21 protein-coding genes and 2 pseudogenes are annotated in these 24,717 nt (G+C 74.6%); 6 read left to right on the plus strand and 17 right to left on the minus strand.

The genetic code is table 11. From position 1 onward, the window contains the following. From ACH495_RS24080 to ACH495_RS24095, 4 genes and pseudogenes are all read right to left on the minus strand, one after another. Positions 1 to 201 (minus strand): DUF3046 domain-containing protein, encoded by a 201-nt coding sequence (locus ACH495_RS24080; RefSeq protein ID WP_018785963.1) that lies wholly within the window; start codon positions 199 to 201, stop codon positions 1 to 3. Beyond that, positions 192 to 1,510: pseudogene (locus ACH495_RS24085) on the minus strand (MFS transporter). Before ACH495_RS24085 ends, ACH495_RS24080 begins: the two are co-directional and overlap by 10 nt. A 5-nt stretch (positions 1,511 to 1,515) precedes the next feature. Further along, positions 1,516 to 2,658 carry an acyl-CoA dehydrogenase family protein gene (locus ACH495_RS24090; RefSeq protein WP_396859959.1) on the minus strand — a complete coding sequence of 381 codons (1,143 nt, stop codon included), beginning with the start codon at positions 2,656 to 2,658 and terminating at the stop codon, positions 1,516 to 1,518. A gap of 20 nt (positions 2,659 to 2,678) precedes the next feature. Then, positions 2,679 to 3,206 carry a hypothetical protein gene (locus tag ACH495_RS24095; protein ID WP_396859960.1) on the minus strand — a complete coding sequence of 176 codons (528 nt, stop codon included), beginning with the start codon at positions 3,204 to 3,206 and terminating at the stop codon, positions 2,679 to 2,681. Between the two features lie 105 nt (positions 3,207 to 3,311). On the opposite strand from ACH495_RS24095, the gene ACH495_RS24100 reads away from it, so the two are divergent. Beyond that, positions 3,312 to 3,968, plus strand: a complete 657-nt coding sequence (locus tag ACH495_RS24100) for a 4a-hydroxytetrahydrobiopterin dehydratase (RefSeq protein ID WP_396859961.1) — start codon at positions 3,312 to 3,314, stop codon at positions 3,966 to 3,968. Between the two features lie 7 nt (positions 3,969 to 3,975). Here the strand turns inward: ACH495_RS24100 and ACH495_RS24105 are convergent. Further along, positions 3,976 to 4,194 (minus strand): annotated as a pseudogene (locus ACH495_RS24105) (hypothetical protein); the annotation flags it as partial. A 444-nt stretch (positions 4,195 to 4,638) separates the two neighbouring features. On the opposite strand from ACH495_RS24105, the gene ACH495_RS24110 reads away from it, so the two are divergent. After that, positions 4,639 to 4,842 (plus strand): helix-turn-helix transcriptional regulator, encoded by a 204-nt coding sequence (locus ACH495_RS24110; protein WP_396859962.1) that lies wholly within the window; start codon positions 4,639 to 4,641, stop codon positions 4,840 to 4,842. 108 nt (positions 4,843 to 4,950) lie between these two features. Further along, a complete protein-coding gene (locus ACH495_RS24115) occupies positions 4,951 to 5,148 on the plus strand; it encodes a DUF397 domain-containing protein (protein WP_396859963.1) in 198 nt (65 codons plus the stop codon). Positions 5,149 to 5,405: 257 nt separating this feature from the next. Here ACH495_RS24115 and ACH495_RS24120 read toward each other — a convergent pair whose 3' ends face one another. Both ACH495_RS24120 and ACH495_RS24125 read right to left on the minus strand, forming a co-directional pair. Then, positions 5,406 to 6,104 carry a UdgX family uracil-DNA binding protein gene (locus ACH495_RS24120; RefSeq protein WP_396859964.1) on the minus strand — a complete coding sequence of 233 codons (699 nt, stop codon included), beginning with the start codon at positions 6,102 to 6,104 and terminating at the stop codon, positions 5,406 to 5,408. 84 nt (positions 6,105 to 6,188) lie between these two features. Next, positions 6,189 to 7,520 (minus strand): aminotransferase class I/II-fold pyridoxal phosphate-dependent enzyme, encoded by a 1,332-nt coding sequence (locus ACH495_RS24125; RefSeq protein WP_396859965.1) that lies wholly within the window; start codon positions 7,518 to 7,520, stop codon positions 6,189 to 6,191. Positions 7,521 to 7,558: 38 nt separating this feature from the next. Between ACH495_RS24125 and ACH495_RS24130 the strand changes: the two genes are divergently transcribed. After that, on the plus strand, positions 7,559 to 8,788 hold the full coding sequence (locus ACH495_RS24130; RefSeq protein ID WP_396859966.1) for a bifunctional pyridoxamine 5'-phosphate oxidase family protein/GNAT family N-acetyltransferase: 1,230 nt from the start codon (positions 7,559 to 7,561) through the stop codon (positions 8,786 to 8,788). Between the two features lie 4 nt (positions 8,789 to 8,792). Here ACH495_RS24130 and ACH495_RS24135 read toward each other — a convergent pair whose 3' ends face one another. The 10 genes from ACH495_RS24135 to ACH495_RS24180 form a co-directional block, all read right to left on the minus strand. After that, a complete protein-coding gene (locus tag ACH495_RS24135) occupies positions 8,793 to 9,722 on the minus strand; it encodes a sporulation protein (protein WP_396859967.1) in 930 nt (309 codons plus the stop codon). 179 nt (positions 9,723 to 9,901) lie between these two features. Continuing rightward, entirely contained in the window at positions 9,902 to 10,966 is a 1,065-nt protein-coding gene (locus ACH495_RS24140) for a hemolysin family protein (protein WP_396859968.1), read from the minus strand. Continuing rightward, the gene (locus ACH495_RS24145; protein WP_396859969.1) at positions 10,963 to 12,312 is read right to left on the minus strand and encodes a hemolysin family protein; all 1,350 of its coding nucleotides are present in this window, start codon (positions 12,310 to 12,312) and stop codon (positions 10,963 to 10,965) included. Before ACH495_RS24145 ends, ACH495_RS24140 begins: the two co-directional genes overlap by 4 nt. Before the next feature lie 164 nt (positions 12,313 to 12,476). After that, positions 12,477 to 12,806: a monovalent cation/H(+) antiporter subunit G gene (gene mnhG / locus ACH495_RS24150; RefSeq protein ID WP_396859970.1), complete on the minus strand. Its 330-nt coding sequence runs from the start codon at positions 12,804 to 12,806 to the stop codon at positions 12,477 to 12,479. After that, positions 12,803 to 13,066 carry a monovalent cation/H+ antiporter complex subunit F gene (locus tag ACH495_RS24155; protein ID WP_396859971.1) on the minus strand — a complete coding sequence of 88 codons (264 nt, stop codon included), beginning with the start codon at positions 13,064 to 13,066 and terminating at the stop codon, positions 12,803 to 12,805. Before ACH495_RS24155 ends, mnhG begins: the two co-directional genes overlap by 4 nt. Further along, entirely contained in the window at positions 13,063 to 13,683 is a 621-nt protein-coding gene (locus ACH495_RS24160; RefSeq protein ID WP_396859972.1) for a Na+/H+ antiporter subunit E, read from the minus strand. Before ACH495_RS24160 ends, ACH495_RS24155 begins: the two co-directional genes overlap by 4 nt. After that, entirely contained in the window at positions 13,680 to 15,185 is a 1,506-nt protein-coding gene (locus tag ACH495_RS24165; RefSeq protein WP_396859973.1) for a Na+/H+ antiporter subunit D, read from the minus strand. The genes ACH495_RS24160 and ACH495_RS24165 overlap by 4 nt, the downstream gene beginning before the upstream one ends. Beyond that, on the minus strand, positions 15,182 to 15,649 hold the full coding sequence (locus tag ACH495_RS24170; protein ID WP_396859974.1) for a Na(+)/H(+) antiporter subunit C: 468 nt from the start codon (positions 15,647 to 15,649) through the stop codon (positions 15,182 to 15,184). The genes ACH495_RS24165 and ACH495_RS24170 overlap by 4 nt, the downstream gene beginning before the upstream one ends. Continuing rightward, positions 15,646 to 18,477, minus strand: a complete 2,832-nt coding sequence (locus tag ACH495_RS24175; protein ID WP_396859975.1) for a Na+/H+ antiporter subunit A — start codon at positions 18,475 to 18,477, stop codon at positions 15,646 to 15,648. The genes ACH495_RS24170 and ACH495_RS24175 overlap by 4 nt, the downstream gene beginning before the upstream one ends. A gap of 241 nt (positions 18,478 to 18,718) precedes the next feature. Beyond that, positions 18,719 to 19,072: a hypothetical protein gene (locus ACH495_RS24180; protein ID WP_396859976.1), complete on the minus strand. Its 354-nt coding sequence runs from the start codon at positions 19,070 to 19,072 to the stop codon at positions 18,719 to 18,721. A 176-nt stretch (positions 19,073 to 19,248) separates the two neighbouring features. On the opposite strand from ACH495_RS24180, the gene ACH495_RS24185 reads away from it, so the two are divergent. Beyond that, on the plus strand, positions 19,249 to 23,838 hold the full coding sequence (locus ACH495_RS24185) for an ATP-dependent helicase (protein ID WP_396859977.1): 4,590 nt from the start codon (positions 19,249 to 19,251) through the stop codon (positions 23,836 to 23,838). A gap of 53 nt (positions 23,839 to 23,891) precedes the next feature. Continuing rightward, complete coding sequence (locus ACH495_RS24190; protein WP_396859978.1) at positions 23,892 to 24,704, plus strand: S-adenosyl-l-methionine hydroxide adenosyltransferase family protein; 813 nt, start codon at positions 23,892 to 23,894, stop codon at positions 24,702 to 24,704. Positions 24,705 to 24,717: the final 13 nt, after the last annotated feature.

The following is a 24,717-nucleotide window of genomic DNA, read 5'->3' on the forward strand; positions in this document are numbered from 1 at the left end:
TCAGCGTAGTCGCGCGGGCACCCGGTCGGGATACGCGGCGACCACCGCGCGCCACACCACGTGCGTTTCCTCACCGGCCGCGAGCGCCTGCTCGACGGTCCGCCCGCCGAGCTGCGACAGCACCTGGTCGCTGGCGATGCTGGCCGCGTAGCCCGGCCCGAACGCCTCCTCCAGACGCGTCCAGAAGTCGGTCAGCCGCACGTGTTCAGTCCTCCTCGTCGAGTGGTTCCGGACCGGGACGCCGCAACGCCAGTGCCACCAGCGGCACCACCGCGATCGCCGCCAGCAGGGTGAGCGTCGGGTACCCCACGGCCCGCATGACGAACCCGCTCACCGCCGCGGCGCCCGCCCCGGCCAGCCCCATCAGCAGGTCGGACAGGCCCTGCACGCCGGGCCGGTCGGCGGCGGGCACCGACTCCGACAGCAGCGTCGAGCCCGCCACCATGGTGCCCGACCAGCCCAGCCCGAGCAGCGCCAGCCCCACCGAGAGCGGCGGGGTGTGCGGCCCGGCGGTGCCGGCCACCGCGCACGCGGCCAGCAGCAACGCCACACCGCCGAGGATCACCGGCCGCCGGCCCAGCCGGTCGGTCAGCCAGCCCACCACCGGCGAGAACGCGTACATGCCGGCGATGTGCAGGCTGAGCACGATGCCGACCACCCGCAGCAGGTCGGCGTCGGAGTGCCACTCGTCGAGGTGCACCGGGGTCATCGACATCACCGCGACCATCACCAGGTGCCCCACCGCCACCGCCGCGATGCCGAGGCGGGCGGCCGGCCGCCGGCGTACCGTCCGCCACGCGGCGACCATGCCGCCGCGGCGGGTGACCGTCCGGGCGGGGCCGGCGTGCGCTGCCGGCCCGGCCGCCGCCAACCGGCGCGCGGTGCGCAGCGGATCCGGCCGGAGCAGCGCGAAGATGACGGCGGCGGCCAGCACGAACGCGACGGCGCTGACGGCGAACGGACCGGCCAGCACCGGCAGGCCCCAACCCTGGGTGGTGTCGTCGGCGAGCGCGGCGAGGTTGGGCGCGGCCACCGAGCCGATGGTGGTGGCCCAGACCACCAGCGACAACTGCCGGCCCCGGCGCTCCGGCTCGGCCAGGTCCACCGCCGTGTAGCGGGCCTGGAGATTGGCCGCCGTGCCGCCACCGAACAGCAGCATGCCGACGAAGAGCAGCGGCACCAGGCGGGTCGCGGTGGCGACCACCACCAGCGCGCCGCCGACCGCGCCGACCAGGTAGGCCAGGACCAGACCGGGTCGCCGCCCGCGCGCCGCCATCAGCCGGGTCACCGGTACGGCGAGCAGCGCCGCGCCGACCACGCCGGCGCTCTGCGCCAGCCCGGCCAGGGCGGTCCCGGCGATCCGGGCGGCGAGCAGCGCGCCGACCGAGATGCCGATGGCGACGCCGACGCCGCCGACGATCTGGGTGAGGAAGAGCAGCCGGAGGGTGCGCCGCTGGATGGCGGCGACGTCGGGCCGGGGCGGGGCCGGCGCGGTCAGGTCGGTGGCCATGGCGTTCACAGCCCGAGCCCTCGGCCGATGATCTCCTTCATGATCTCGGTGGTGCCGCCGTAGATGGTCTGCACCCGGCTGTCCAGCCACGCCTTCGCCACCGGGTACTCGGCCATGAAGCCGTACCCGCCGTGCAGTTGCACGCACCGGTCGGCGACCCGGGTCTGCAACTCGGTGGTCCACCACTTCGCCTTCGCCGCGTCGGTCACCGAGAGCCGGCCCGCGTCGTGCTCGGCGACGCAGTGGTTCACGAACGTCCGCGCGATGGTGACCTCGGTGTCCAGCTCGGCCAGGAGGAACCGGTTGTGCTGGAACGCGCCGATCGGCCGGCCGAACGCCTCCCGCGAGCGGGCGTACTCCAGCGTGAGCGCCAGCAGCTTCTCGCAGGCCGCCACCGCGGCGACCGCGATGCTCAGCCGCTCCCGGGGCAGGTTGGCCATCAGGTGGTAGAAGCCCTGGTTCTCGACGCCGATCAGGTTCTCCGCCGGCACCCGGCAGTCGTCGAAGAACAGCTCGGCGGTGTCGTTGGCCTTCAGGCCGACCTTGGCCAGCCGGCGCCCCCGGCCGAAGCCCGGCGTGTCGCGCTCCACCACCACCAGGCTCACCCCGTGCGCGCCCTGCTCCGGCGCGGTCTTCACCACCACCACCACGAGGTCGGCCAGCTCACCGTTGGTGATGAACGTCTTCTGGCCGTTGAGCACCAGCGAATCGCCGTCGCGGACCGCTGTGGTGCGGATGCCGGCCAGGTCGCTGCCCGCGCCCGGCTCGCTCATCGCGATCGCGGTGACCAGGTCACCCGAGCAGAAGCCCGGCAGCCAGCGCTTGCGCTGGTCGGTGGTGGTCAGCTCGGTCAGGTACGGCGCCACCACGTCGTTGTGCAGCCCGAAGCCCAGACCGGTGCAGCCCGCCGCGATGATCTCCTCGTCGAGCACCGCGTTGAACCGGAAGTCGCGCTGCCCGCCGCCGCCGTACGCCGGGTCCACGTCGGGGCCGAGCAGCCCGGCCGCGCCCGCGGCCCGCCACACCGCGCGGTCGACGATGCCCTCGGCCTCCCACCGTTCGTGGTGCGGCACCGCCTCCCGGGCCAGGAACCGGCGGCACAGGTCCCGGAACTCGTCGTGGACGGGCTGGTAGAGATGCTGCTCCATGGCGGCCAGTCTGGCACCGCTCACCCACCCTGGACAGGGCCCGCCGGTCCGTATAGCGCCGCCCGCAACCGGCGTTCCCGGAACCGGGTACGCGCGGCCTCGGCCAGCACCGCGACCAGGATCACCCCGAACCCGATCGCGCTGGTCGTCCACCCGACGTGCACGGCGAGCCCGATCAACGCGCCGAGGAACAGCGCGCCCAGGACGGCGCCCCACAGCGCTCCCCGGCGTACCGCCGGCAGGTCGTCCGTGACCGCCGCCCGCCCCGCCTCGTCGGTGGGCGGCTCGCCCCGGCGCAGCGCGGCCCGGGTCACCCCCCAGGCGGCGGCCCGTTCCGCCTCGGCGGCCGTGCGGTGCCTCCGACCCATCCGGCTCATCACGAACGGGAAGATGATCCCCCAGATCACCCCGTTCAGGCCGGCCCGGACCAGAGCGAACAGCACGGACCCGTCCCGCTCCTCCCACAGGCGCAGCGGCAGCCAGCCGAGCGTGGCGAGGATCATGAACACCACGTACGGCGCGGGCGGGCCGAGCCTCACCAGGGACACGACACGGTCGTTGGCGGCCATGGCAAGGGCCGTACCCCGACGCGCCGATCGACAATCGGCGTGTGGAAGGTGGCGGGTCGGCGGGACGCGCGTCAGGATGACCCGATGGCCACGCTGACCGGAGCACAGATCGCCGACGCCGGGCTGGACGGGTGGACGTACCTGCTGGGCGCGTTGCACACCCGCATCCGTACGCCCGACTTCGCGGCCGGTCTGGCGTTGGTGGCCGCAGTCGGCGCGGAGGCCGAGCGGGTGGACCATCATCCCGACCTGGACCTGCGCTACACCTTTGTGGACGTGCGGCTGTGGTCGCACGACGCGGGCGGCGTCACCGGGCGGGACCTGCGCCTGGCCCGGACGATTTCGGCGCTCGCCGCCGACGCCGGCCTGTCGCCGTCGCCGGCCGGGCTGTCCCGCCTGGAGTTCGCGCTGGACAGCCCGGAGCACGCCGCCGTCGCGCCGTTCTGGCGGGCGGTCCTGGCGTGGGAACGACCGGGCGGCGCGGACGCCACCGACGACGAGGTACGCGACCCGGCCGGCGCGCTGCCCACGATCTGGTTCCAGGCGTCCGGGCGCGACGAGCCCCGGCAGCGCTGGCACCCGGACGTGTGGGTCGACCCGGCCGCCGTCGCGCCACGCATCGAGGCGGCGCTGGCGGCCGGCGGCACGCTGGTCAGCGACGCGGAGGCGCCGCACTTCTGGGTGCTCGCCGACCCGGACGGCAACCGGGTCTGCCTCTGCACCTGGCAGGGGCGCTCCTGACTCAGCCGGCCGGGGGCATCACCCTCAGCCCTTTGGACTGTACGAAGATGCGCCGCCGCCTGAACGCCTCACCCTTGGCGTCCAACTCGTAGCCGTCGACCCATCGCCACCCGTCGAAGGCGGCAGGATCGGTGACGTCCCTGATCACGCGGAGCCGGATCGGCTTCGTGAACTGGACGCTCGCCGCCCTGGTGACCAGCAGGACGTCACCGCCGTTCAGCTTCACCTGTCCCCTTCCGGTCCCGCCAGGCGCGGAGGGTCTCCCCCGCTCGCGTGAGTCGTTCGCAACTACCGTCCGCCTCGCACCGGGAGCAGGGCTGCCGATGGTGGAGGTCGACCACGTAGCCCGCCATGATCACGGAGAACGGCGGCTCGGGTCGGCGCTGCTCAATCACGGTCGTACCGGTCAGGCTCGACGTTCGTCGACGTCCTCCGCGTCGGGGAAGACTCGGGCGCCTTCGCGTAGGCACCGGCCCGATCGGGGTACGCCGTCGCCGGCTGGACCATGTCGAACGGCTCGTTCTCCCGTTGGAACCACTTCCACCTGGGCATCCGCGCTCCCTGCCGCGTAGGGGGTTACGTTATGTAAACCGTACACGCAAAGGTTACATGCCGTATAGCTAATAGCGTTCTACACACGCTTACTGTGCCTGTACTTAGCCTGAAGCGTGTGGAGTTGCAGTTGATGGGAGCGGCCGAGATCCAAGAACGTCTTGGAATCTCCCGTCAGCGCGCCTACATCTTGATCAACCGCAGAGACTTTCCGGCGCCGGTCGCCACGCTCAAGATGGGCAACGTGTGGCTCAGGGAGCACGTAGAGGCATGGATCGCTGAGAAGCGCCCTCACCTACTCGAAAGCGATGACGAAGCCTAGGTTGACCCAGCCCTCCGGCTCAGTCACCCTCAGGTTGCCCGGCGATACACCTCTGGGCCGGCACGCCCGAGGTCGGGCTTCGAATCTCATCAGGGAAGCGGCGGCGTCATGGACCTGAGCAGCGCGAACTGGCGCAAGAGCACGAAGAGTGGCAACAACGGCGGAGCATGCGTGGAGGTCGCTGCCGGTCTCCCCGGTGTGGTCGCTGTCCGGGACAGCAAGGACGCGCAGGGACCGGCGCTGGTGTTCGCCTCGGAGACCTTCCAGACGTTCGTCGCCGCGATCAAGGAGCGACACCTGGCCTGACCACGACGCGCCTCCGCGATGCGACCCGCCGGTGCCGGCGCGGCTCGCGTGTCGGGCGTGTCGGACGGATCCCATGCCATCACCTGAATGCCAGATACCTCTGAGTCATAATAATGACGCAGAGGCATATCGCATTCAGGTGATACGTCTCCCGGCAAGCCCCGGCCCCTCGGGCCGCGTCCATCACCACAAGCGCCGGTAGGCATGCCCATGCCGTGGATGCCGCCCGGAGCGGGAACGGGAAGAACGCGACCGGCTCAGCGCAGCACGCCGGCCGCCACGGTCAGGTCGGCGACCAGGCCCTCGTACGCGATGTCCTGGTTGTCGGCGCGCAGCACCGCGGACGGGTGGATGGTCGCGAGCAGCCGGGTGTCCGGCGCGTCGGCGACCGCTCCGGCCCGGTCCACCGGCACCCGCGCGAAGTCCTCCGGGTGCTGGGCGGCGGCCGGCCAGGGCAGCAGCTCGCCGCGTTGCCGTGTCACCCGGAACGTCGGGCCGAGCAGCGCCTTGGCGGCGGTGGCGCCGAGCACCACCACGATCTCCGGCCGCAGCCGGGCGAACTCGGCGACCAGCCAGGGCCGGCAGGCGGTGATGTGCACCCGGTCCGGCGTCTGGTGGATGCGCCGCTTGCCGCGTAGCTCGAAACGGAAGTGCTTGACGGCGTTGGTCAGGTAGATCTGGCCGGGGTCGAGGCCGGCGTCGTCCACGGCCCGGCGCAGCAGCCGGCCGGCCGGGCCGACGAACGGCAGGCCCTGCTGGTCCTCGATGTCCCCCGGCTGCTCACCCACGAACACCAGCCGGGCGCGCTCGTCGCCGCGGCCGAAGACGGTCTGTGTGGCGTCCCGGTAGAGCTCGCACCCGCGGCAGCCGCCGGCCGCCTTCCGCAGCTCGTCGATGGTGTCCGCCGCCGGCGGGATGAACTCCTGCGCGCCGGGTGCGCTCTCGGTCTCGGCCATGCGGACCGTTCTACCCTTTCCGCCGTCCGGCACGCGGCATCTGCCGGCGCGTGTTAAGCGGGGGCCCCTGCTATACCGGAGGCGTTAATAGGGGGCCCCGCCTTTCACCGGTGCGCGGGTGAGGGCGTCGGCGAGGGTGGGCAGGTCGGTGTCGTCGAGTGTGCTGACGGTGATCCGGACGGCGGGGGCGGCGGCGATCCGGTAGAGGCTGCCGGGCGCCACCACCCAGCCGGCGTCGCGCAGCCCGGTGACCGCGACCGTCTCGTCCGGCACCGGCACCCAGACGTTGATCCCGGTGCGCCCGTGCGCGGCCAGCCCGCGCGCGGCGAGCGCGGCGACCAGGCCGTCCCGCCGCCGGTCGTAGCCGTCCGCCGCGCGCCGCACCAGCTCCGCGGTGGCCGGGTCGCGCCAGAGCGACAGGACCAGGCGTTGCAGCACGGTGGAGACCCAGCCGGCGCCGACCTGCGCGCGGCCGGCCACCCGGGCCACCGTGGCCTCGTCGCCGGCCAGCACGGCGAGCCGCAGGTCGGGCCCGTAGGGCTTGCTCACCGACCGGACGAAGGCCCACGCCGGGGTCGCCCCGGCGAGCGGGTGCAGGGGTACGCGGGCCAGCTCGGCGGCGTGGTCGTCCTCGATCAGCAGCAGGTCGGCCCGGCCGGCGAGCAGCGTGCGCAGTGCCACGGCCCGGTCGGCGGAGACGGCCGCGCCGGTCGGGTTCTGGGCCCGGCTGGTCACCACCAGCGCCCGGACGCCGGCGGTCAGCGCGGCCCGCACCCCGGCCACGGTCGGTCCGTCGTCGTCCACCGGCACCCCGACGGTACGCAGCCCGAGCGCGGCGATCAGATCGAGCAGGTTGGCCCACCCCGGGTCCTCCACCGCTACCGCGTCACCGGGGCGCAGGTGGGCGGCGAGCAGCCGCTCGATGCCGTCCAGCGCGCCGCCGGTGACGGTCAGCTCGTCGGCCGGCACCCCGTCGGCGGCGAACCGGTCCCGGGCGGCGGCGGCCAGGTCGGGCCGGACGGCGGTCTCCGCGTACCCGGTGGGGGGCCCGAACTCGGCGGCGAGCGCGGCCAGGTGCGGCCCGAGCGGCGGCAGCAGCCGACGGTCGGGGTGGCCGCCGGCGAGGTCGCGGGCGCCGGGGCGCGGTGGCGGCAGCAGCGCGGCGCGGCGGGCGGCCACCGGCGGGCGGGGTCGGACCCGGGTGCCGTGCCGGCCGGCGGTGGCGACCAGCCCACGCTGTCGCAGCTCCCGGTAGGCCCGCGCGACGGTGGCCGGGCTGACGCCCAGCTCGCCGGCGAGCGTGCGGACGGCGGGCAGCGGGTCGCCCGGGGCGAGCGCGCCGGTGCGGACGGCGGTCTCCACGCTCGCCGAAATGGCCGCCGATGTGGCACCGCTGATCTGATAACGTGCTGACACAATTTGGAGATTGTACTAGAACAAAAGCGGGAGATCGCATGTACCCCCGGACCGAGCGCACCACCGCCACCCGCACGCGCGACCGGATGCACTACGACCGGGCGACCGCCCACGCGCTGCTCGACGAGGCATACCACTGCGCGCTGGCGTTCGTCGTGGACGGTGAGCCTCGCGTCCTGCCGACCCTGCACGTCCGCATCGACGACACGCTCTACCTGCACGGCTCCACCGGCAGCCGGCCGCTGCTGGCCGCTCGGAGCGCGGCCGGGCTGCCGGTCTGCGTCTCGGTCACCCACCTCGACGGGCTGGTGTACGCCCGCTCCCAGTTCCACCACAGCGCCAACTACCGCTCGGTGGTCGCGCACGGCACCGCCCGACTCGTCGACGACGCCGACGAGAAGGCCCGGGTGCTGACCGCGCTGGTGGAGAAGGTGGCCGCCGGCCGGTCCGCCGACAGCCGGCCGCCGAACCGGCGCGAGCTGGCCGAGACCGCGGTGCTGGCGTTGCCGCTGCGCGAGGTGTCGGTACGGACGCGCACCGGCGGCGTCAACGACGAGCCGGCCGACGCGGACCTGCCGCACTGGGCCGGGGTGCTGCCGCTGCGGCTGACGCCGGGGCGGCCCGAACCGGACGCCGGCGTCACCGCGCCGGTGCCGCCGTACCTGCGGCCGGCGCGCTCGCCCTGGCGGGAGCCGGTGGTGCTGCGCGGCGAGCACGTCGTGCTCGAACCGCTGGACCTCTCGCACGCCGAGGAACTGCACGCCGCGAGCGAGGACCCGGAGGTGTGGCGGCACCTCGGCAGCCGCCAGCCGGCCGACGTCGCCGGGATGCGGCGGATCCTCGCCGGCTACCTCGACGCGCAGGAGCGCGGCGAGCAGGTGTGCTGGGCGCAACGCTGCGCGACCACGGGCGCCGTCGTCGGCACCACCTCCTGGTACGAGGTCGACCCGGACCGCCGGTCGCTGGCGATCGGCTACACCTGGCTGGGCCGGCCGTGGTGGCGGACCGGCGTCAACACCGAGGCGAAGCTGCTGCTGCTCACCCGCGCGTTCGAGGAGCTGGACGCGGTCCGCGTGGTCTGGCACACCGACATCCGCAACGAGCGCTCCCAGCGGGCCATCGAACGGCTCGGCGCGACCCGGGAGGGCGTGCTGCGACACCACCGGCAGCGTCCCGACGGCTCCTGGCGGGACACCGTGCAGTATTCGATGCTCGCGCCGGAGTGGCCGGAGGCGCGGGCCCGGCTCCGCCCGGCGGTTTCCGCCTGACCCCTCAGGTGCCGTCGCCGCCGCCACCACCGCCGCCGACGCCCCCGCTGCCGGCCGTGCCGCCGAGGCCGTAGCCGGGGGCGACCGGCTGGTCGGGATGGCGGCTGACGTGTGCCGACTCCCGGATCGTGGCCGACCAGTCCGCGTGCGCGGCGGCCGCCGCGTGCCGGTCGATGGCGTGCCGGAGCCAGCCGTCCACGGTGGTCACCCAGTCCCGCCGGTCCGCGCCGGCGTGCCAGACCCGGAACCGGCTGATGCTCTGGTGGGTCACCCCGGCCAGGGAGAGCCGGCGGTCCAGCCAGAACAGCACCTCCATGCCGGCCGAGTTCGTCAGCATGATCACTTCCAGCTCGGTCATCGGGCCGGCATAGAGCGGGGCGGCCCAGAACCCGAGCCGCTGCTGGAACGGCAGCGTCTGCTCCACCCCCGGCAGCCGGCCCTGCTGGAGCCCCGCCTGCCGCATCACGAAGCCGAGCGTGTCCAGCGCGGCGAGCAGGTGCTGCTGGGTGGGCAGGGGGTGGATCAGGACCGGCACCATCTCACCCTGGTCGAGGTGCGGATCGACGGACACCTCGGTCCGCAACCCGGTACGCAGCGTCATCAACGGCACCCCGCCGAACACGGTCACCGGCGTCTCCCAGGGCAGCGGCACGGCGAAGTCCACCGCCCGGCGTCGCCCGGCCGGCACCACGAACCGACCGGCGATCGACCACCGGTGGTACTGCACGAGCCGGCGCGGTGCTCCCGGGTCCTCCGGCTCGACCTGCGCGACCAGCCCGAGCCGCAGGTGCCGGACCGGGACGTCGTCGCGCCCGGCGGCCAACGTCACCCGCCCCGGCAGGCGCAGGCCCGGCCGGGTGCTCGGATTGGTCAGCGTGGTGCTCACCGAGAGCCCCGTCCAGGCCGCCCCCCTCGACACCCCGGTGAGCCGCATGCCCGCGGCATTCCCCCTCCCCACCCACCCACACCCCGCCCCTCCCTCCCCTCCCTCCCCCTCCCCTCTCGCGCCCTGTTTCACGGAAAGAGTGGCTATATCCGAGGCCGGATAGCCACTCTTTCCGTGAATCTGCGCCCGGGGGTGGGCGGGGTGGGGGGTGGGAGGGGAGGCGTGGGTCAGCGGAGGCGGCGGCCCCTTGGCACCGGGTCGGTCTCGTCGTCGAACTCGCCGATGACCTCCTCCAGGAGGTCCTCCAGCGCGACGAAGCCGATCGGGCGGGTCGGGCCGCCACCGTTGCGTACCAGCGCGAGCTGGGCCTGCCGGCCCCGCATCGCCGCCACCGCCTCGGACACCGACGCCTCGGCCGGCAGCGTGAACGCGTTCGTCATCAGCTCCCCGGCGGTCGCCGCCCGGCCGGTGGTCACCGCCCGCACCGCCTCCCGCACGTGGACCAGGCCGCAGACCTCGCCACCGCTGTCGACGACGGCGAGGCGGGACCGGCCGCTGTCGCGGGACACGTGCTCGATCCGCTCGGCGGTGTCGTCCCGGCGTACCGTGACGATCTTGTCGAACGGCTCCATCACCTGCGCCACAGTGGTGCCCTGCAACTCCAGCATGCTGGTCAGCAACTGGTGCTGCTCGGCACCGAGCAGCCCGTGCTCCCGGGACTGCTCCAGCAGGATGCGCAGCTCGTCCGGGCCGTGCACCTGGGCGAGCTGGTCCTGCTGCTGCACGCCGACCAGCCGCAGCATCGCGTTGGCCAGCCCGTTGAGCAGGGACAGCACCGGGCGGGCGATCCGGGCGAACGCCCGGAACGGCAGCGCCAGCAGCATCGCGGAGCGCTCCGCGTCGGTGATCGCCCACGACTTCGGGGCCATCTCGCCGACCACCAGGTGCAGGAACGTCACCAGGCCCAGTGCGAACACCAGCGCGACCACGTGGCTCGCCGCGTCGGGCAGGCCGACGGCGTGCAGCAGCGGGCTGAGCAGGTGCTCGATGGCCGGCTCGGCCAACGCGCCGAGACCCAGCGTGCACAGCGTGATGCCGAGCTGGGCGCCGGCCAGCATCAGGCTCAGCTCCCGGACGCCGTCGAGCGCCGCGCGGGCCGCCCGGCCGCCACCGGCCGCCGACTGCTCCAGCCGGTACCGCTTGGCGGCGACCAGCGCGAACTCGGCCGCCACGAAGAACCCGTTGAGCGCCAGCAGCACCACGGAGAAGATCAGCGCGAAACCGGGGCTCATGCCGCACCCTCCCCGGGCACGCCGGCGGTCGTCCGGAGCCGGACGGAGTCGGCCACGTGCCGGTCCACGGCCAGCACCTCGACCAGCACCCGGGGCCCCGGCTCGTCGCCGTCACCGACGGACGCGATCTCCAGTCGGTCACCGACCTCGGGCACCCGACCCAGCTCCCGCATCACCAGGCCGGAGAGCGTGTCGTACTCCGGCGCCTCGGGCAGTTCGATGCCGGTGCTGTCGGCGACCTCGTCGATCCGCCAGCGGGCCGGCACCACCCAGGAGCCGTCCTCCTGCCGGGCCGGCGCGCGCTCCGGCGGGTCGTCCTCGTCGCGGATCGGCCCGACCAGTTCCTCGGCGAGATCCTCCAGCGTGATCACACCGGCGAACCCGCCGTACTCGTCGACCACGCAGGCGAGCTGCCGGTGCCCGGACCGGAGCCGGTCCAGCACCGTCGGCAGCGGCAGCGTCTCCGGCACCAGCAACGGGGGTACGGCCACCGCGTCGACCCGGGTACGCGCCCGCTCGGCCGGCGGCACGCCCAACACGTCGGCGATGCCGACCACACCGATCAGGTCGTCGACGCCCTCGGCGCCGCGCACCGGGAACCGGGAGTGGCCGGTGTCGAGCATCTCGACGACCCGGCTGACCGGCTCGTCGGCCCGGACGGTGTGCACGTCGACGCGGGGCACCATGGCCTCGCCGGCGGTCAGCCCCCGGAAGTCGAGCCCCCGGTCGAGCAGGTCGGACATCTCCGCGTCGAGGTGCCCCTCCTCGCGCGACTCGGCGATGATCTGTTCCAGGTCGGCCGGGGTGGCGCCGCTGGGCAGCTCCTCGATCGGCTCGATGCCGACCCGGCGGAGCAGCCGCACGGCGGCCCGGTCGAAGAGGGTGATCAGCGGGCCGGCGACCCGCAGGTAGATCAGGGTGGACCGGGACAGCGCCCGGGCCAGGGGCACGGCCCGCGCGATGGCCAGGTTCTTCGGGGCCAGCTCGCCCAGGACCATCTGCACCACGGTGGCGATGACCAGGGCCAGCGCCACCGACAGCGGCAGCGCCAGCGCGCTGGACACCCCGGCCACACCGAGCAGGTCGGCCAGCCCGGCGCCCAGGTAGGGCTCGGCGACGTAACCGACCAGCAGGGCGGTCACGGTGATGCCGAGCTGGGCGCCGGAGAGCATGAAGGAGAGCCGCCCGGTCACCTCCAGGGCGCGGGCGGCGGCGCGGTCGCCACCGTCGGCGAGTTGCTTGAGCTTGCCGCGGTCGACGGCGACGTAACCGAACTCCTGCGCCACGAAGTATCCGGTGGCGGCGGTGAGCACGGTGATGAGAAGGAGACCGACGAGGATCAGCACGGGAGGTTCAGGGCTCCCGGGGTCGTCGGGGAGGGAAGATGCCGGGTACGACCCGGCCGGCTACTGCTGCCCTCCGGGGCAGGAGAGTCGATCATGCGGCCCATTTTATCGGTGCCCGCTGGGTGCCCGCTGAAGGTGCCGAAAGCCTCCCCCGCGTCCGGTTCTCAGCGTCCGGCCAGCTCGTCGACGTCGAGCAGCGACCGGTCGACGCGCCCGGACCGGTAGGCGGCCCGCCCGATCATCTGGGCGGCGACCGGCGCGGTGGAGAGCTGGAAGATCGCCACCAGCGCCAGCATGCCCAGGTCCGACCCGGTACGCAGGCGCAGCGCCAGACCACCCAGCAACAGCAGCACGCCGAGCACCTGCGGCTTGGTGGCGGCGTGCATCCGGTCGAGCGTGTCCGGGAAGCGCACCAGCCCGATGCCGGCGACCAGGCTCAGCAGCGCGCCGCCCAGCAGCAGGATCCCGCCCACCCAGTCCGCCACGACCGTCACGATTCGGCCCGGACGGCGAAGCGGACCAGGGAGACGGAGCCCACGAAACCGAGCAGCGAGAGCACCACCAGCACGGGCAGCGTGGTGGCGTGCCGGGTCACCCCCGCCTCCGCGCCCACCGCGCCGAGCATGGCGGCGAGCAGCAGGTCGGCGCCGACGATGCGGTCGAGCAGGGACGGGCCACGGTAGATCCGGGCCAGGGCGAGCAGCGCGGTGGCCGAGAGCAGCACGGTCAGCGCGACGGCGAGCAGGACGGTCACGGGTGGTTCCTCCGTTCGACGGGTTCGAGGTCGAGCTGGCGTACCTCGGTGGGCGAGCCGACGGCGCGGACGATGCGCCGTTCGACGGCGAGCACGCGGTCGCGGCTGCCGGCCAGGTCGGCCGGGCCGCGCACGTCGAGCACGTGCACGTAGAGCACGCCCCGCGTGCGGTCGATGTCGAGGATCAGCGTGCCCGGCACCAGCGAGACCACCTCGGCGGTGAGCGCCAGGTTCAGGTCGGTGCGGACCCGCAGCGGCACCGCGATGATCGCGCCGCGCGGCCGGTAGCCGGGGCGCAGCGCGACGGCGGCGACGTGCATGCTGGCGCTGACCAGCTCCGCGACGAAGGTGCCGGCGAGCACCAGCAGCGGCACCGGGCGGAGCCGCCCGCCGAAGGTGACCGGCGGCAGGGGGAAGAAGTACAGCACCGCCGCGCCGATCACCAGGCCGGTGAGCAGGTTGCCCCAGGACACGTCGCCCCAGAGCAGCAGCCAGACGACGACCAGCCAGCCGAGCGCCAGGGCCTGGTCGCGCCGCCGCCCGCCGCGACCCACCGTCGGCGCCGCACCGGAGGGTTCCCCGGCGCCGTCCCGGCCCGGACGCGGGTCGGCGGTCACGGTACGTCCCGCGGCAGCACGGCCCGCACGTACGGGGTGCGTTGGCGCAGGTCGGCGGCGGCGTCCGCGGTGACCTGGAACAGCGGCCCGGCGATCAGCGTGAGCAGCACGCCGAGGGCCACGAGCGCGGCGGTGGCGCCGACCATCAGGGCCGGCAGCCGGACGACCGGCGTGGTGGTGGCCAGCCGTGGCGCGCGCCAGAACGCGATGTTCCACACCCGGGACGCCACGTAGAGGGTGAGCAGGCTGGTCAGCGTGCCGGCGCCGACCAGCACGGCGGGCAGCGCGCCGCCGGCCGCCACGCCGGCCTGGAGCAGGCCGAGCTTGCCGAGGAAGCCGGAGAACGGCGGGATGCCGGCGAGGTTCATGGCCGGGACGAAGAAGAGCACCGCTACCACCGGGGTGACCCGCGCCAGCCCGCCGAGCCGGCGCAGGTCGGTGCTGCCGGCGCGTTCCTCGACCAGACCGGCGACCAGGAAGAGCGTGGTCTGCACGGTGATGTGGTGCACCACGTAGAAGATCGCCCCGGACAGGCCGGCGACGCTGCTCAACGCCACCCCGAAGATCATGTAGCCGATGTGGCTGACCAGCGTGAACGAGAAGAGCCGCTTCATGTCCGACTGCGCCACCGCGCCCAGGACGCCCACCACCATGGTCAGGCCGGCCACCACCATCAGCAGGCCGTCGACCTGGCCACCGGGGAAGAGCAGCGTCTCGGTGCGGATGATCGCGTACACGCCGACCTTGGTCAGCAGGCCGGCGAAGACCGCGGTCACCGGCGCGGGCGCGGTCGGATAGCTGTCCGGCAGCCACGCCGAGACCGGGAAGACCGCCGCCTTGATGCCGAACGCGAGCAGCAGCATGAGCTGCAACGCCAGCCGTACGCCGGACGGCAGCGCGTCCAGCCGGCCGGCGAGCTGCGCCATGTTCAGCGTGCCGGTGGCCGCGTACACCAGCCCGACGGCGGACAGGAACAGCAGCGACGACAGGATGCTGACCACCACGTACGTCGAGCCGGTGCGCAGCCGCACCTCGGTGCCGCCCAGCGTGATCAGCACGAAGCTCGCGGCCAGCAGGATCTCGAAGCCGACGAACAGGTTGAACAGGTCCCCGGCCAGGAAGGCGTTCGTCACGCCGGCGGTCAGCACCAGGTAGGTGGGGTGGTAGATGCTCACCGGCGCGGTCTCGCCGGTCTCCGCCCGGCCCTGGCCGATCGAGTAGAGCAGCACGCAGAGCGTGACCGCCGAGGAGACCACCACCATCAGCGCCGCCAACTGGTCGGCGACCAGCACGATGCCGACCGGCGCCGGCCAGCCGCCGACCCGCACCACCACCGGCCCGTTGCGGTACGCCTCGACCAGCAGCACCACCGCGACCAGCAGCACGCCGGCCAGGCAGAGCACGCTGATCGAGCGCTGCAACCGGGGCCGGCCGGTCAGCATCAGGGTGAGCGCCGCGCCGAGCAGCGGCACCACCACCGGCAGCGGCACCAGCCCGCTCACGATTCCTCGTCCCGGCGCAGCCGGCGGCGGGCCGGCTCCGGGTCGACCTGTTCCGGGTCGTGGGCCGGGCCCTCGCCGCCGAGGTCCGCGGTGGCCACCTCGTTGCGCCCGGCCAGCCGGACGGTCTGCCGGTCCTCCAGGTCGTCCTGCACCTCGTCGTCACCGCTGGTGTACCAGCTCCGGTAGGCGACCGCGAGCAGGAACGCGGTCAGCCCGAACGTGATCACCACGGCGGTGAGCACCATGGCCTGCGGCAGCGCGTCGCTCATGTCGCCGGCCGGCGCGGTGCCGACCAGCGGGGCGGCACCGGACCGCCCGCCGAGCAGGATGAGCAGGTTCACCCCGTTGCCGAGCAGGATGATGCCGAGCAGGATCCGGGTCAGGCTGCGCTCCAGCAGCAGCGTGACGCCGGTGGCGACGAGCACACCGACCGCCAGCACCAGCACCAGCGTCGGCCCCGTCACGAGCCCGGCCCCTCGCGCTGGACGGTCAGGCCACGGCCCGGCTCGCCGGCCGCCTCGACGTGCCGGTCCACCTCGGCGCCCAGGCTGCGCAGGATGTCCAGCACCAGCCCGACCACCACCAGATAGACACCGATGTCGAAGAAGAGCGACGTGACCAGGTAGAAGTGACCGAGCAGCGGCAGCCACAGGTTCACCTTCACGCTCTGCAGCACCTCGCCGGTCAGCACCAGACCGAGCACGCCGCTGCCGACCGAGATCGCCAGGCCCGCGCCGAGCACCATGCCCGCGCCGACCGGTGCCGCCTCGGCCAGCTCGTAGCGCCCGCCGGCCAGGTAGCGCAGGGTCAGCGCGAGGCCGGCGACCAGCCCGCCGGAGAAGCCGCCGCCGGGCGCGTTGTGCCCGGAGAAGAGCAGGAACAGCGAGAAGAGCAGCACGGTGTGGAAGATCAGCCGGGTGACCACCTCGAACACGATCGACCGCCGCCGCTCGTGCAGCGTCGGCCCGCCGCGCAGCCAGACCGTACGGCCGGGGCGCGGCACCGCCGGGCGGGGGCGACGCGGGCGTGGCCCGGTGCGGGAGCGCTCGAAGATCAGGCTGGCCACCCCGGTCGCGGTCACCACCAGCACCGAGATCTCGCCCATGGTGTCCCACGCCCGGATGTCCACCAGCGTCACGTTGACCACGTTGCGGCCGTACCCCTGCACCACCGCGAGGTCGGGAAACGCCGCGGAGATCGACGGCGCCCGCCGGGCGCCGGCCGCAGCCAGCGCCAGACCGGCCATCACCAGGCCCGCGGCGACCCCGATGCCCCGCCGCAGCCAGCGGCTGCGGCGCAGCGGGCGGGCCGAGAAGCGTTCCGGCAGCCGACGCAGCACCAGCGCGAAGACGGCGATGGTGGCGGTCTCCACCAGGAACTGGGTGAGCGCCAGGTCCGGCGCGCCGTAGAGGACGAACATCATCGCGGTGCCGTAGCCGGTGACGCCGACCAGCAGCATCGCGGTGAGCCGGCGGCGCGCGCCCACCGCGAGCACCGCGGCGACCGCGATCACCACGCACACCACGAGCTGGGTCGGGTTGTCCCAGGGCGCCAGCTCGACCCGCCACGGCGCGGTGGCCACCATCGCCCCGCCCGGCACGAACACCAGGGCGAGCAGCACGGTGCCGAGATACTGCGGCAGCGAACCCCGCTGGGTGACGCTGGTGACCTCGATGGCGAGCCGGTCGAACCGGTGGGTCACCCACTCGTACCCCTGGTTGCCGGAGACCGGCGAGCGCAGCCGGGCCAACGCCGGGGCGAGCGGGCCGCGGACCAGGTGCAGCAGCACGCCGCCGGCCAGCACCAGGGCGGAGAGGCCGAGCGCCGCGGTGGGTCCGTGCCAGAGCGCCAGATGCTCCTCGACCGGGCCGAACAGCTCGGCGTACGGGTCGAGCAGGCCGCCCACCCAACCGGCGGCCAGGCCGGCGGCGAGCCCGGCCACGGCCAGCAGCGCCGCGGGAACGAGCATCACCGCGGGTTGCCGGTCCACCACGGTGGCCGGGACCCCGGGCCGGGTGCCGAACGCCCCCCACAGGAAGCGGATGCTGTAGGCGACCGTCAACGCGCTGCCGGCGACCAGCCCCACCAGCACCCACGGCCGGTCGGTGAACGCGGCGAGCGTCCCCTCCTTGGCCACGAAGCCGAGCAGCGGCGGGACGCCGGCCATCGACGCGGCGGCCAGCGTGGCGACGGTGGCCAGCAGCGGCGCGGCCCGTCCCACGCCGGACAGGTCCCGCAGGTCCCGGCTGCCCGCGGCATGGTCGAGGAGCCCGACGACGAGGAACAGCGCGGACTTGAACAGCGCGTGCGCCGCCAGCAGGGCCACACCGGCCAGGGCCGCGGCCGGGGTGCCCGCCCCGAACGCCACCGTCAGCAGACCGAGCTGGCTGACCGTTCCGTACGCCAGCAGCAGCTTCAGGTCGCACTGCCGCAGCGCCGCCCATCCGCCGCCGACCAGCGTGACCAGCCCGGCGACCACGGTCACCGGCCGCCACGGCCCAGCCGGGGCGAGCGCCGGGCCGAGCAGCCCGATGAGGAAGACGCCGGCCTTCACCATCGCGGCCGCGTGCAGGTAGGCGCTGACCGGCGTCGGCGCCGCCATCGCCACCGGCAGCCAGGCGTTGAACGGGAACACGGCGGACTTGGCCAGCGCGCCGGTCAGGATGAGCAGCACGGCGGTGGCCAGGTATCCGCCGCCGGGCAGCGGCGCGGCGGCCACCGCCGACCAGCGGTAGCCGCCGGCGTGGTGGCCGAGCAGCAGGAACCCGACCAGCATGGCCAGCCCGCCCAACGTGGTGACGGTGAGCGCCTGGGCGGCCGCCCACCGGCTGGCCCGGCGTTCGGTGCTGTGCCCGATCAGCAGGTAGGAGAAGACGGTGGTCAGCTCCCAGAAGACGTAGAGCAGCAGCAGGTCGTCGGAGACGACGAGGCCGAGCATCGCGCCGGCGAAGGCGACCAGCACGGCGGCGAACCGGGCCAGGCCCACCGAGCCGGGCGGGAAGTAGCGGGCGGAGTAGACCAGCACCAGCGCGCCGACGCCGCCGACCAGCAGCATCATCAGCCAGGACAGCGTGGTGACCCGCAACGCCACGTCGAGCTTGAGCTGCGCGATCCAGGGGTACGTCTCGACCACCGCGCCGCCGTGGCGTACCGCGCCGGTGTGCGCCACCGCCCAGCCGGCCGTGGCCGCCGGGGCGAGCGCCAGCAGCAGGCAGGCGCGCGGTCCCCACCTGCGGACCAGCAGCGGGGCGAGCAACGCCGCCACCAGGTGCAGGATCAGCAGGACGAGCACACGTACTCCCGGTCGAGGTACAGCGCGGGGGCACGCTGCGGGTACGACCGATCACACGCCACTTCCCCACCCGCCGCGCCGTTTTCCCCGAAACCCACCCCGTCCCCGCCTCCCTCGCCCCACCCGGCTGCGTTGATCAAGGAGTTTGCGTCACGGATACGCGGATCGGTGACGCAAACTCCTTGATCAACGTCGGTGGGGAGTGGGGTGGGGTGGGTGGGGTGGGTGGGTGGGGTGGGGGTCAGGGGAAGCGGGCCGGGTTTCGGCGGGGTTCCACCGGCTTGGGCGGCTGGTTGAGCTGGCGGGCGGCCCGGTCCGCCACCCGCCGGGCGGCGGCGAGGGAGCGGACCGGGAGCCGGGCGTCGCGGCTCTCCCGGCGCAGGACGAAGTAGTGCACCGCGGCCCGGACCAGCGCGCGGTCGGCGGCACTGGACCGGGCGGTGGCGACGACCAGCTCACGCAGGTGCCGGGCCAGTTCCTCGGCCACCTCGAGCTCCGGGCCGTGCAGACCGGCGCGGAGCGTGGCGAGACGGCTGTCGACCTTGCGGATCAGCACGTCGGTGCCGGGCCGGAAGCCACGCTCCTCAACGGTCATCCACGCCTCCACCCACGCCACGTTGCGAGTGAAGTTACTTTATGTTGCATGGCGCAAGCAAGCAGTTAAGTAAGACTTAACCGAACAAATCGCTTATTCATCGCGTCAATGTCCGCCCGGGACAGAACCACCCCGGCGACGGGCCGGATGTCGTACCGGCGCGGCAGGATGGTGGCGTGGCGGACGAGGTGACCCCGGCCAACGGGGTGCTGGCGGAGTTCGGCGCGGCGACCCGGGAGTGGTTCGCCGCGGCGTTCGCCGCGCCCACGCCGGCCCAGGAGGGCGCCTGGCGTTCGGTGGCCGCCGGGCACAACGCGCTCGTGGTCGCCCCGACCGGCTCCGGCAAGACGCTCGCGGCGTTCCTCTGGTCGCTCGACCGGCTGGGCAAGGAGCCACCGCCGGCCGACCCGCGACGGCGGTGCCGGGTGCTCTACGTCAGCCCGCTCAAGGCGCTCGCCGTCGACGTGGAGCGCAACCTGCGGACCCCGCTCATCGGCATCCGTCAGGCCGCCACCCGGCTCACCCTCGCCCCGCCCGACATCACCGTCGGCATGCGCACCGGCGACACCCCGGCCGACGAGCGGCGGGCCTTCGCCCGCACCCCGCCGGACGTCCTCATCACCACGCCCGAGTCGCTGTTCCTGCTCCTCACCTCCGCCGCCCGCGACTCGCTGCGCGGGGTGGACACGGTGATCGTCGACGAGGTGCACGCGGTGGCCGGCACCAAGCGCGGCGCCCACCTGGCCCTCTCCCTGGAACGCCTCGACGCGCTGCTCGACCGGCCCGCCCAACGGATCGGGCTCTCCGCCACGGTGCGTCCGATCGACGTCTGCGCCCGCTTCCTCGGCGGCGCCCGCCCGGTCGACGTGGTGCAACCGCCGGCCGACAAGACCATCGAGGTCAGCGTCCAGGTCCCGGTGGAGGACATGACCCGCCTCGACGAGCAGGAGCCGCCGGAGGACGAGCTGGGCGGGCTCGGCCCACGCCGGCCCTCGATCTGGCCGGCCGTCGAGGAACGGGTGCTCGCGCTGATCCGCGCGCACCGGTCCACCATCGTCTTCACCAACTCCCGGCGCGGGGCGGAACGCCTCTGCGCCCGCCTCAACGAGCTGGCCGCCGAGGAGGCGGAGGCGGCCACCGCGCCGGCGGTCGCGAGCGTGCCCCGGGGCGGCGAGCCGGTGCGCGCGCCCCGGCAGCCGGCCGAGGTGATGGCGCAGTCCGGGGCGGCGGCCGGGGCGCCGCCGGTGATCGCCCGGGCGCACCACGGCAGCGTCTCCCGCGAGGAGCGCAAGCACATCGAGGAGGCGCTCAAGTCCGGTCAACTTCCCGCCGTGGTCGCCACCTCCAGCCTGGAGCTGGGCATCGACATGGGCGCGGTCGACCTGGTGGTGCAGATCGAGGCGCCGCCGAGCGTCGCGGCCGGGCTGCAACGGGTGGGCCGGGCCGGGCACCAGGTCGGCGCCGTCTCCCGTGGCGTGGTCTTTCCCAAGCACCGCGGCGACCTGCTCTCCTGCACCGTGGTCGCCGAGCGGATGGGCGTGGGCGCGATCGAGGAGCTGCACTACCCGCGCAACCCGCTCGACGTGCTGGCCCAGCAGATCGTCGCGATGGTGGCGTTGGAGCCGTGGCGGCTCGGCGACCTGGCCGTGCTGGTGCGGCGCGCGGCGCCCTTCGCCGAACTGCCCGACTCGGCGTTGCACGCGGTGCTCGACATGCTCTCCGGCCGCTACCCGTCCACCGCCTTCGCCGAGCTGCGTCCCCGGCTGGTCTGGGATCGGGCCACCGACGTGCTGACCGGCCGGCCGGGCGCGCAGCGGCTGGCCGTGACCAGCGGCGGCACCATTCCCGACCGGGGCCTGTTCGGGGTGTTCCTGGCCGGTGCCGAGCGCGCGGCGCGGGTCGGCGAGCTGGACGAGGAGATGGTCTACGAGTCCCGGGTCGGCGACGTGTTCCTGCTCGGCTCGTCGTCCTGGCGGATCGAGGAGATCACCCCCGACCGGGTGCTGGTCTCCCCCGCGCCGGGTCAGGCCGCCCGGATGCCGTTCTGGAAGGGCGACCAGCTCGGCCGGCCGGTCGAGCTGGGGCGCGCGATCGGCGCCCGGGTCCGCGCGCTGCTGCGGCAGTCCGACGCCGACGCGGTGGCGGCGCTGCGCGCCGGCGGGCTGGACGACTGGGCCGCCGGCAACCTGATGACCTACCTGCGCGAGCAGAAGGCGGCCACCCGGTCGCTGCCCGACGACCGCACGGTGGTGGTCGAGCGGTTCCGCGACGAGCTGGGCGACTGGCGGCTCGCCGTGCACTCGGTGCTCGGCGCTCGGGTCAACGGCCCGTGGGCACTCGCCATCGGTCGTCGGCTCGCCGAACGCTACGGCGTGGACGCCCAGGTCATGCCCTCCGACGACGGCATCGTGGTCCGGCTGCCGGACACCGCCGAGGAGCCGCCCGGCGCCGACGTGGTGGTGTTCGAGCCGGACGAGATCGCCCAGCTCGTCGAGGAGTCGGTCGGCACGTCGGCGCTGTTCGCCGCCCGGTTCCGCGAGTGCGCGGCCCGGTCGTTGCTGCTGCCCCGCCGCGACCCGCGCCGCCGGCAGCCGCTCTGGGCGCAACGCCAACGCGCCGCGCAACTGCTCGACGTGGCCCGTGAGTACGCCGACTTCCCGGTCACCCTGGAAGCCGCCCGGGAATGCCTTCAGGACGTCTTCGACCAGCCGGCCCTGGGCGCGCTGATGCGCGACCTGGCCGCCCGCCGGGTGCGCCTGGTCGAGGTGGAGTCCGAACGCCCGTCCCCGTTCGCCCGGTCGCTGCTGTTCGGCTACGTCGGCGCGTTCCTCTACGAGGGCGACGCGCCGCTGGCCGAACGCCGGGCCGCCGCGCTCGCGCTCGACTCCGGGCTGCTCGGCGAGTTGCTCGGCCGGGTCGACCTGCGCGAGTTGCTCGACCCGGCGGTGCTCGCCGAGACCGAGCGGCAGGTGCGCTGGCGCACCGAGCAGCGGCGGCCCCGCGACGCCGAGGACGTGGTCGAGCTGCTGCGGGTGGTGGGCGACCTGAGCACTGCCGAGCTGGCCGAGCGCGGGGTGCCGGAGGCGTGGCCGGCGGAGCTGGCGGCGGCCCGCCGGGTGCTGCGGGTCCGGATCGCCGGCGAGGACCGCTGGGTCATCGTCGAGGACGCGGCCCGGCTGCGCGACGCGCTCGGGGTGGCGCTGCCGGTGGGGGTGGCCGAGGCCCACCTCACGCCGGTGGCCGACCCACTCGGCGACCTGGTCGCCCGCTACGCGCGCACCCACGGCCCGTTCGCGGCGGCCACCTGCGCCGCCCGGTTCGGGCTCGGGGTGTTCGTGGTCGAGCAGGCGCTGCGCCGGCTCTCGGCGAACGGTCGGGTCGTCTCCGGCGAGTTCGCCCCGGACAGCGTGGGCACGCAGTGGTGCGACGCCGAGGTGCTGCGCCTGCTGCGTCGCCGCTCCCTGGCGGCGCTGCGCCGGGAGATCGAGCCGGTGCCGCCCCGGGCGCTGGCCGCGTTCCTGCCCCGCTGGCAGCAGGTCGGCTCGTCGGCCCGGGGCATCGAGGCGGTCGCCGCGGCCGTCGAGCAGGTGCAGGGCACCACCGTGCCGGCGTCCGCGCTGGAACGCCTGGTGCTGCCCGCTCGGGTCGCCGACTACTCGCCGGCCCAGCTCGACGAGCTGTGCGCCAGCGGCGAGGTGGTCTGGGCCGGCGCTGGCGCGATCTCCGGCGGCGACGGGTGGGTGACACTGGCGTACGCCGACGTCGCGCCGCTGCTGCTGCCGCCGCCGGACGAGGCACTGACGCTCACCCCGCTGCACGAGTCGGTGCTCGACGCGCTCGGCGACGGGCAGGCGCTGTTCTTCCGTTCGCTCTCCGACCGGGTCGGCGCCACCGACGACGCCGCCCTGTCGGCCGCGGTGTGGGACCTGGTCTGGGCCGGTCACCTCACCAACGACACGCTCGCCCCGCTGCGGGCCGCGCTGGGCGCCGGTGGGGCGCACCGGTCCCGGCCGTCGGCGCCGCGTACCCGCTACCGCCGTCCCGGTCGGGTGGCGCTGCCCAGCCGTGGCGGCCCGCCCACCATGGCCGGGCGCTGGTCCCGCCTGCCCGAACGCGACAGCGACCCGACCCGCCGGGCCGCCGCCCTGGCCGACCTGCTGCTGGAACGGCACGGTGTGGTGACCCGGGGCGCGGTCGTGGCGGAGCAGGTGACCGGTGGCTTCGCCGCGGTCTACCCGGTGCTGTCCGCGCTGGAGGAGCGCGGGGCGGCCCGACGCGGCTACTTCGTCGAGGGCCTGGGCGCCGCCCAGTTCGCGGTGCCCGGCGCCGTCGACCGGATCCGCGCGCTGGCCGACGACAGCCGGGACCGGGACGGGCCGACAGTGGTGCTGGCCGCCACCGACCCGGCGAACCCGTACGGCGCGGCGCTGCCCTGGCCGGACCGGGCGGTCGACTCGGGCGACGGCACCGCCCCGGCCACCGGTCACCGGGCCGGGCGCAAGGCGGGCGCGCTGGTGGTGCTGGTCGGCGGCGACCTGGTGCTCTACGTCGAGCGGGGCGGGCGGACGATCCTGTCGTTCACCGACGACACCGACACGCTGGGCGCGGCCGGCAAGGCGCTCGCCGACGCGGTGCACTCCGGCGCGCTCGGCGCGATCTCGGTGGAGCGCGCCGACGGCGAGGCGGTGCACTCCTCCCCGCTGCGTGACGCGCTCACCGCGGCCGGGTTCCGGGCCACCCCCCGGGGCCTGCGCCTCCGCGGCTGACCGCCCCCGCTCCGCGTCGCCGCTAGGGTGGCGGAGACGACGAGGAGGAGCCGATGGCGAGTCATCCGGACGGTCCACCGGCGGCGAGCCGGCCGTGCGTCTCGCTGACCACCGACTACGGCCTCGCGGACGGCTTCGTCGCGGCCTGCCACGGGGTGCTCGCACGGCTCGCGCCGAGCGCGCGGGTGATCGACGTGACGCACCTGGTGCCGCCGGCCGACGTGCGGCGGGGTGCGGCGGTGCTGGCACAGACCGTGCCGTACCTGCCGGTCGGGGTGCACGTCGGCGTGGTCGACCCGGGCGTCGGCACCGCGCGTCGCGGGATCGCGCTGGCCACTCCGGGCGGGCTGCTGGTCGGCCCGGACAACGGGCTGCTCCTGCCCGCCGCGGCGGCGCTCGGCGGGGTGACCGCGGCGGTGGAGCTGACCAACCCGGCATGGCTGGCGCCGGCGGTCTCCCGCACCTTCCACGGGCGCGACGTGTTCGCCCCGGTGGCCGCGCGGCTGGCGCTCGGCGCGCGGCTGGTCGAGGCCGGGCCGGCCGTCGATCCGGCCGAGCTGGTCCGGCTGCCGGAGCCGGTGGTCCGCATCGACGCCGCCGGGTTCGACGCCGAGGTGCTGACCGTCGACCACTTCGGCAACGTGCAGCTCGCCGCGCCCGGCACGCTGCTCGACGGCCTGCCGGCGCGGGTACGCGTGGCCGGCCGGCCGGCGGTGCACGGCCGGACGTTCGGCGACGCCGCGCCCGGCGGGTTGGTGGTGTTCGCCGACTCGGCCGGGCTGGTGGCGGTGGCCGTGCACACCGGCCGCGCCGTCGACCTGCTCGGCGTCGGGCCGGGCGACCCGGTCGCCGTGACCGGCGACTGAGCCGGCGACGCGG

The organism is Micromonospora sp. NPDC018662, assembly GCF_044391475.1.
Classification (GTDB): Bacteria; Actinomycetota; Actinomycetes; order Mycobacteriales; family Micromonosporaceae; genus Micromonospora.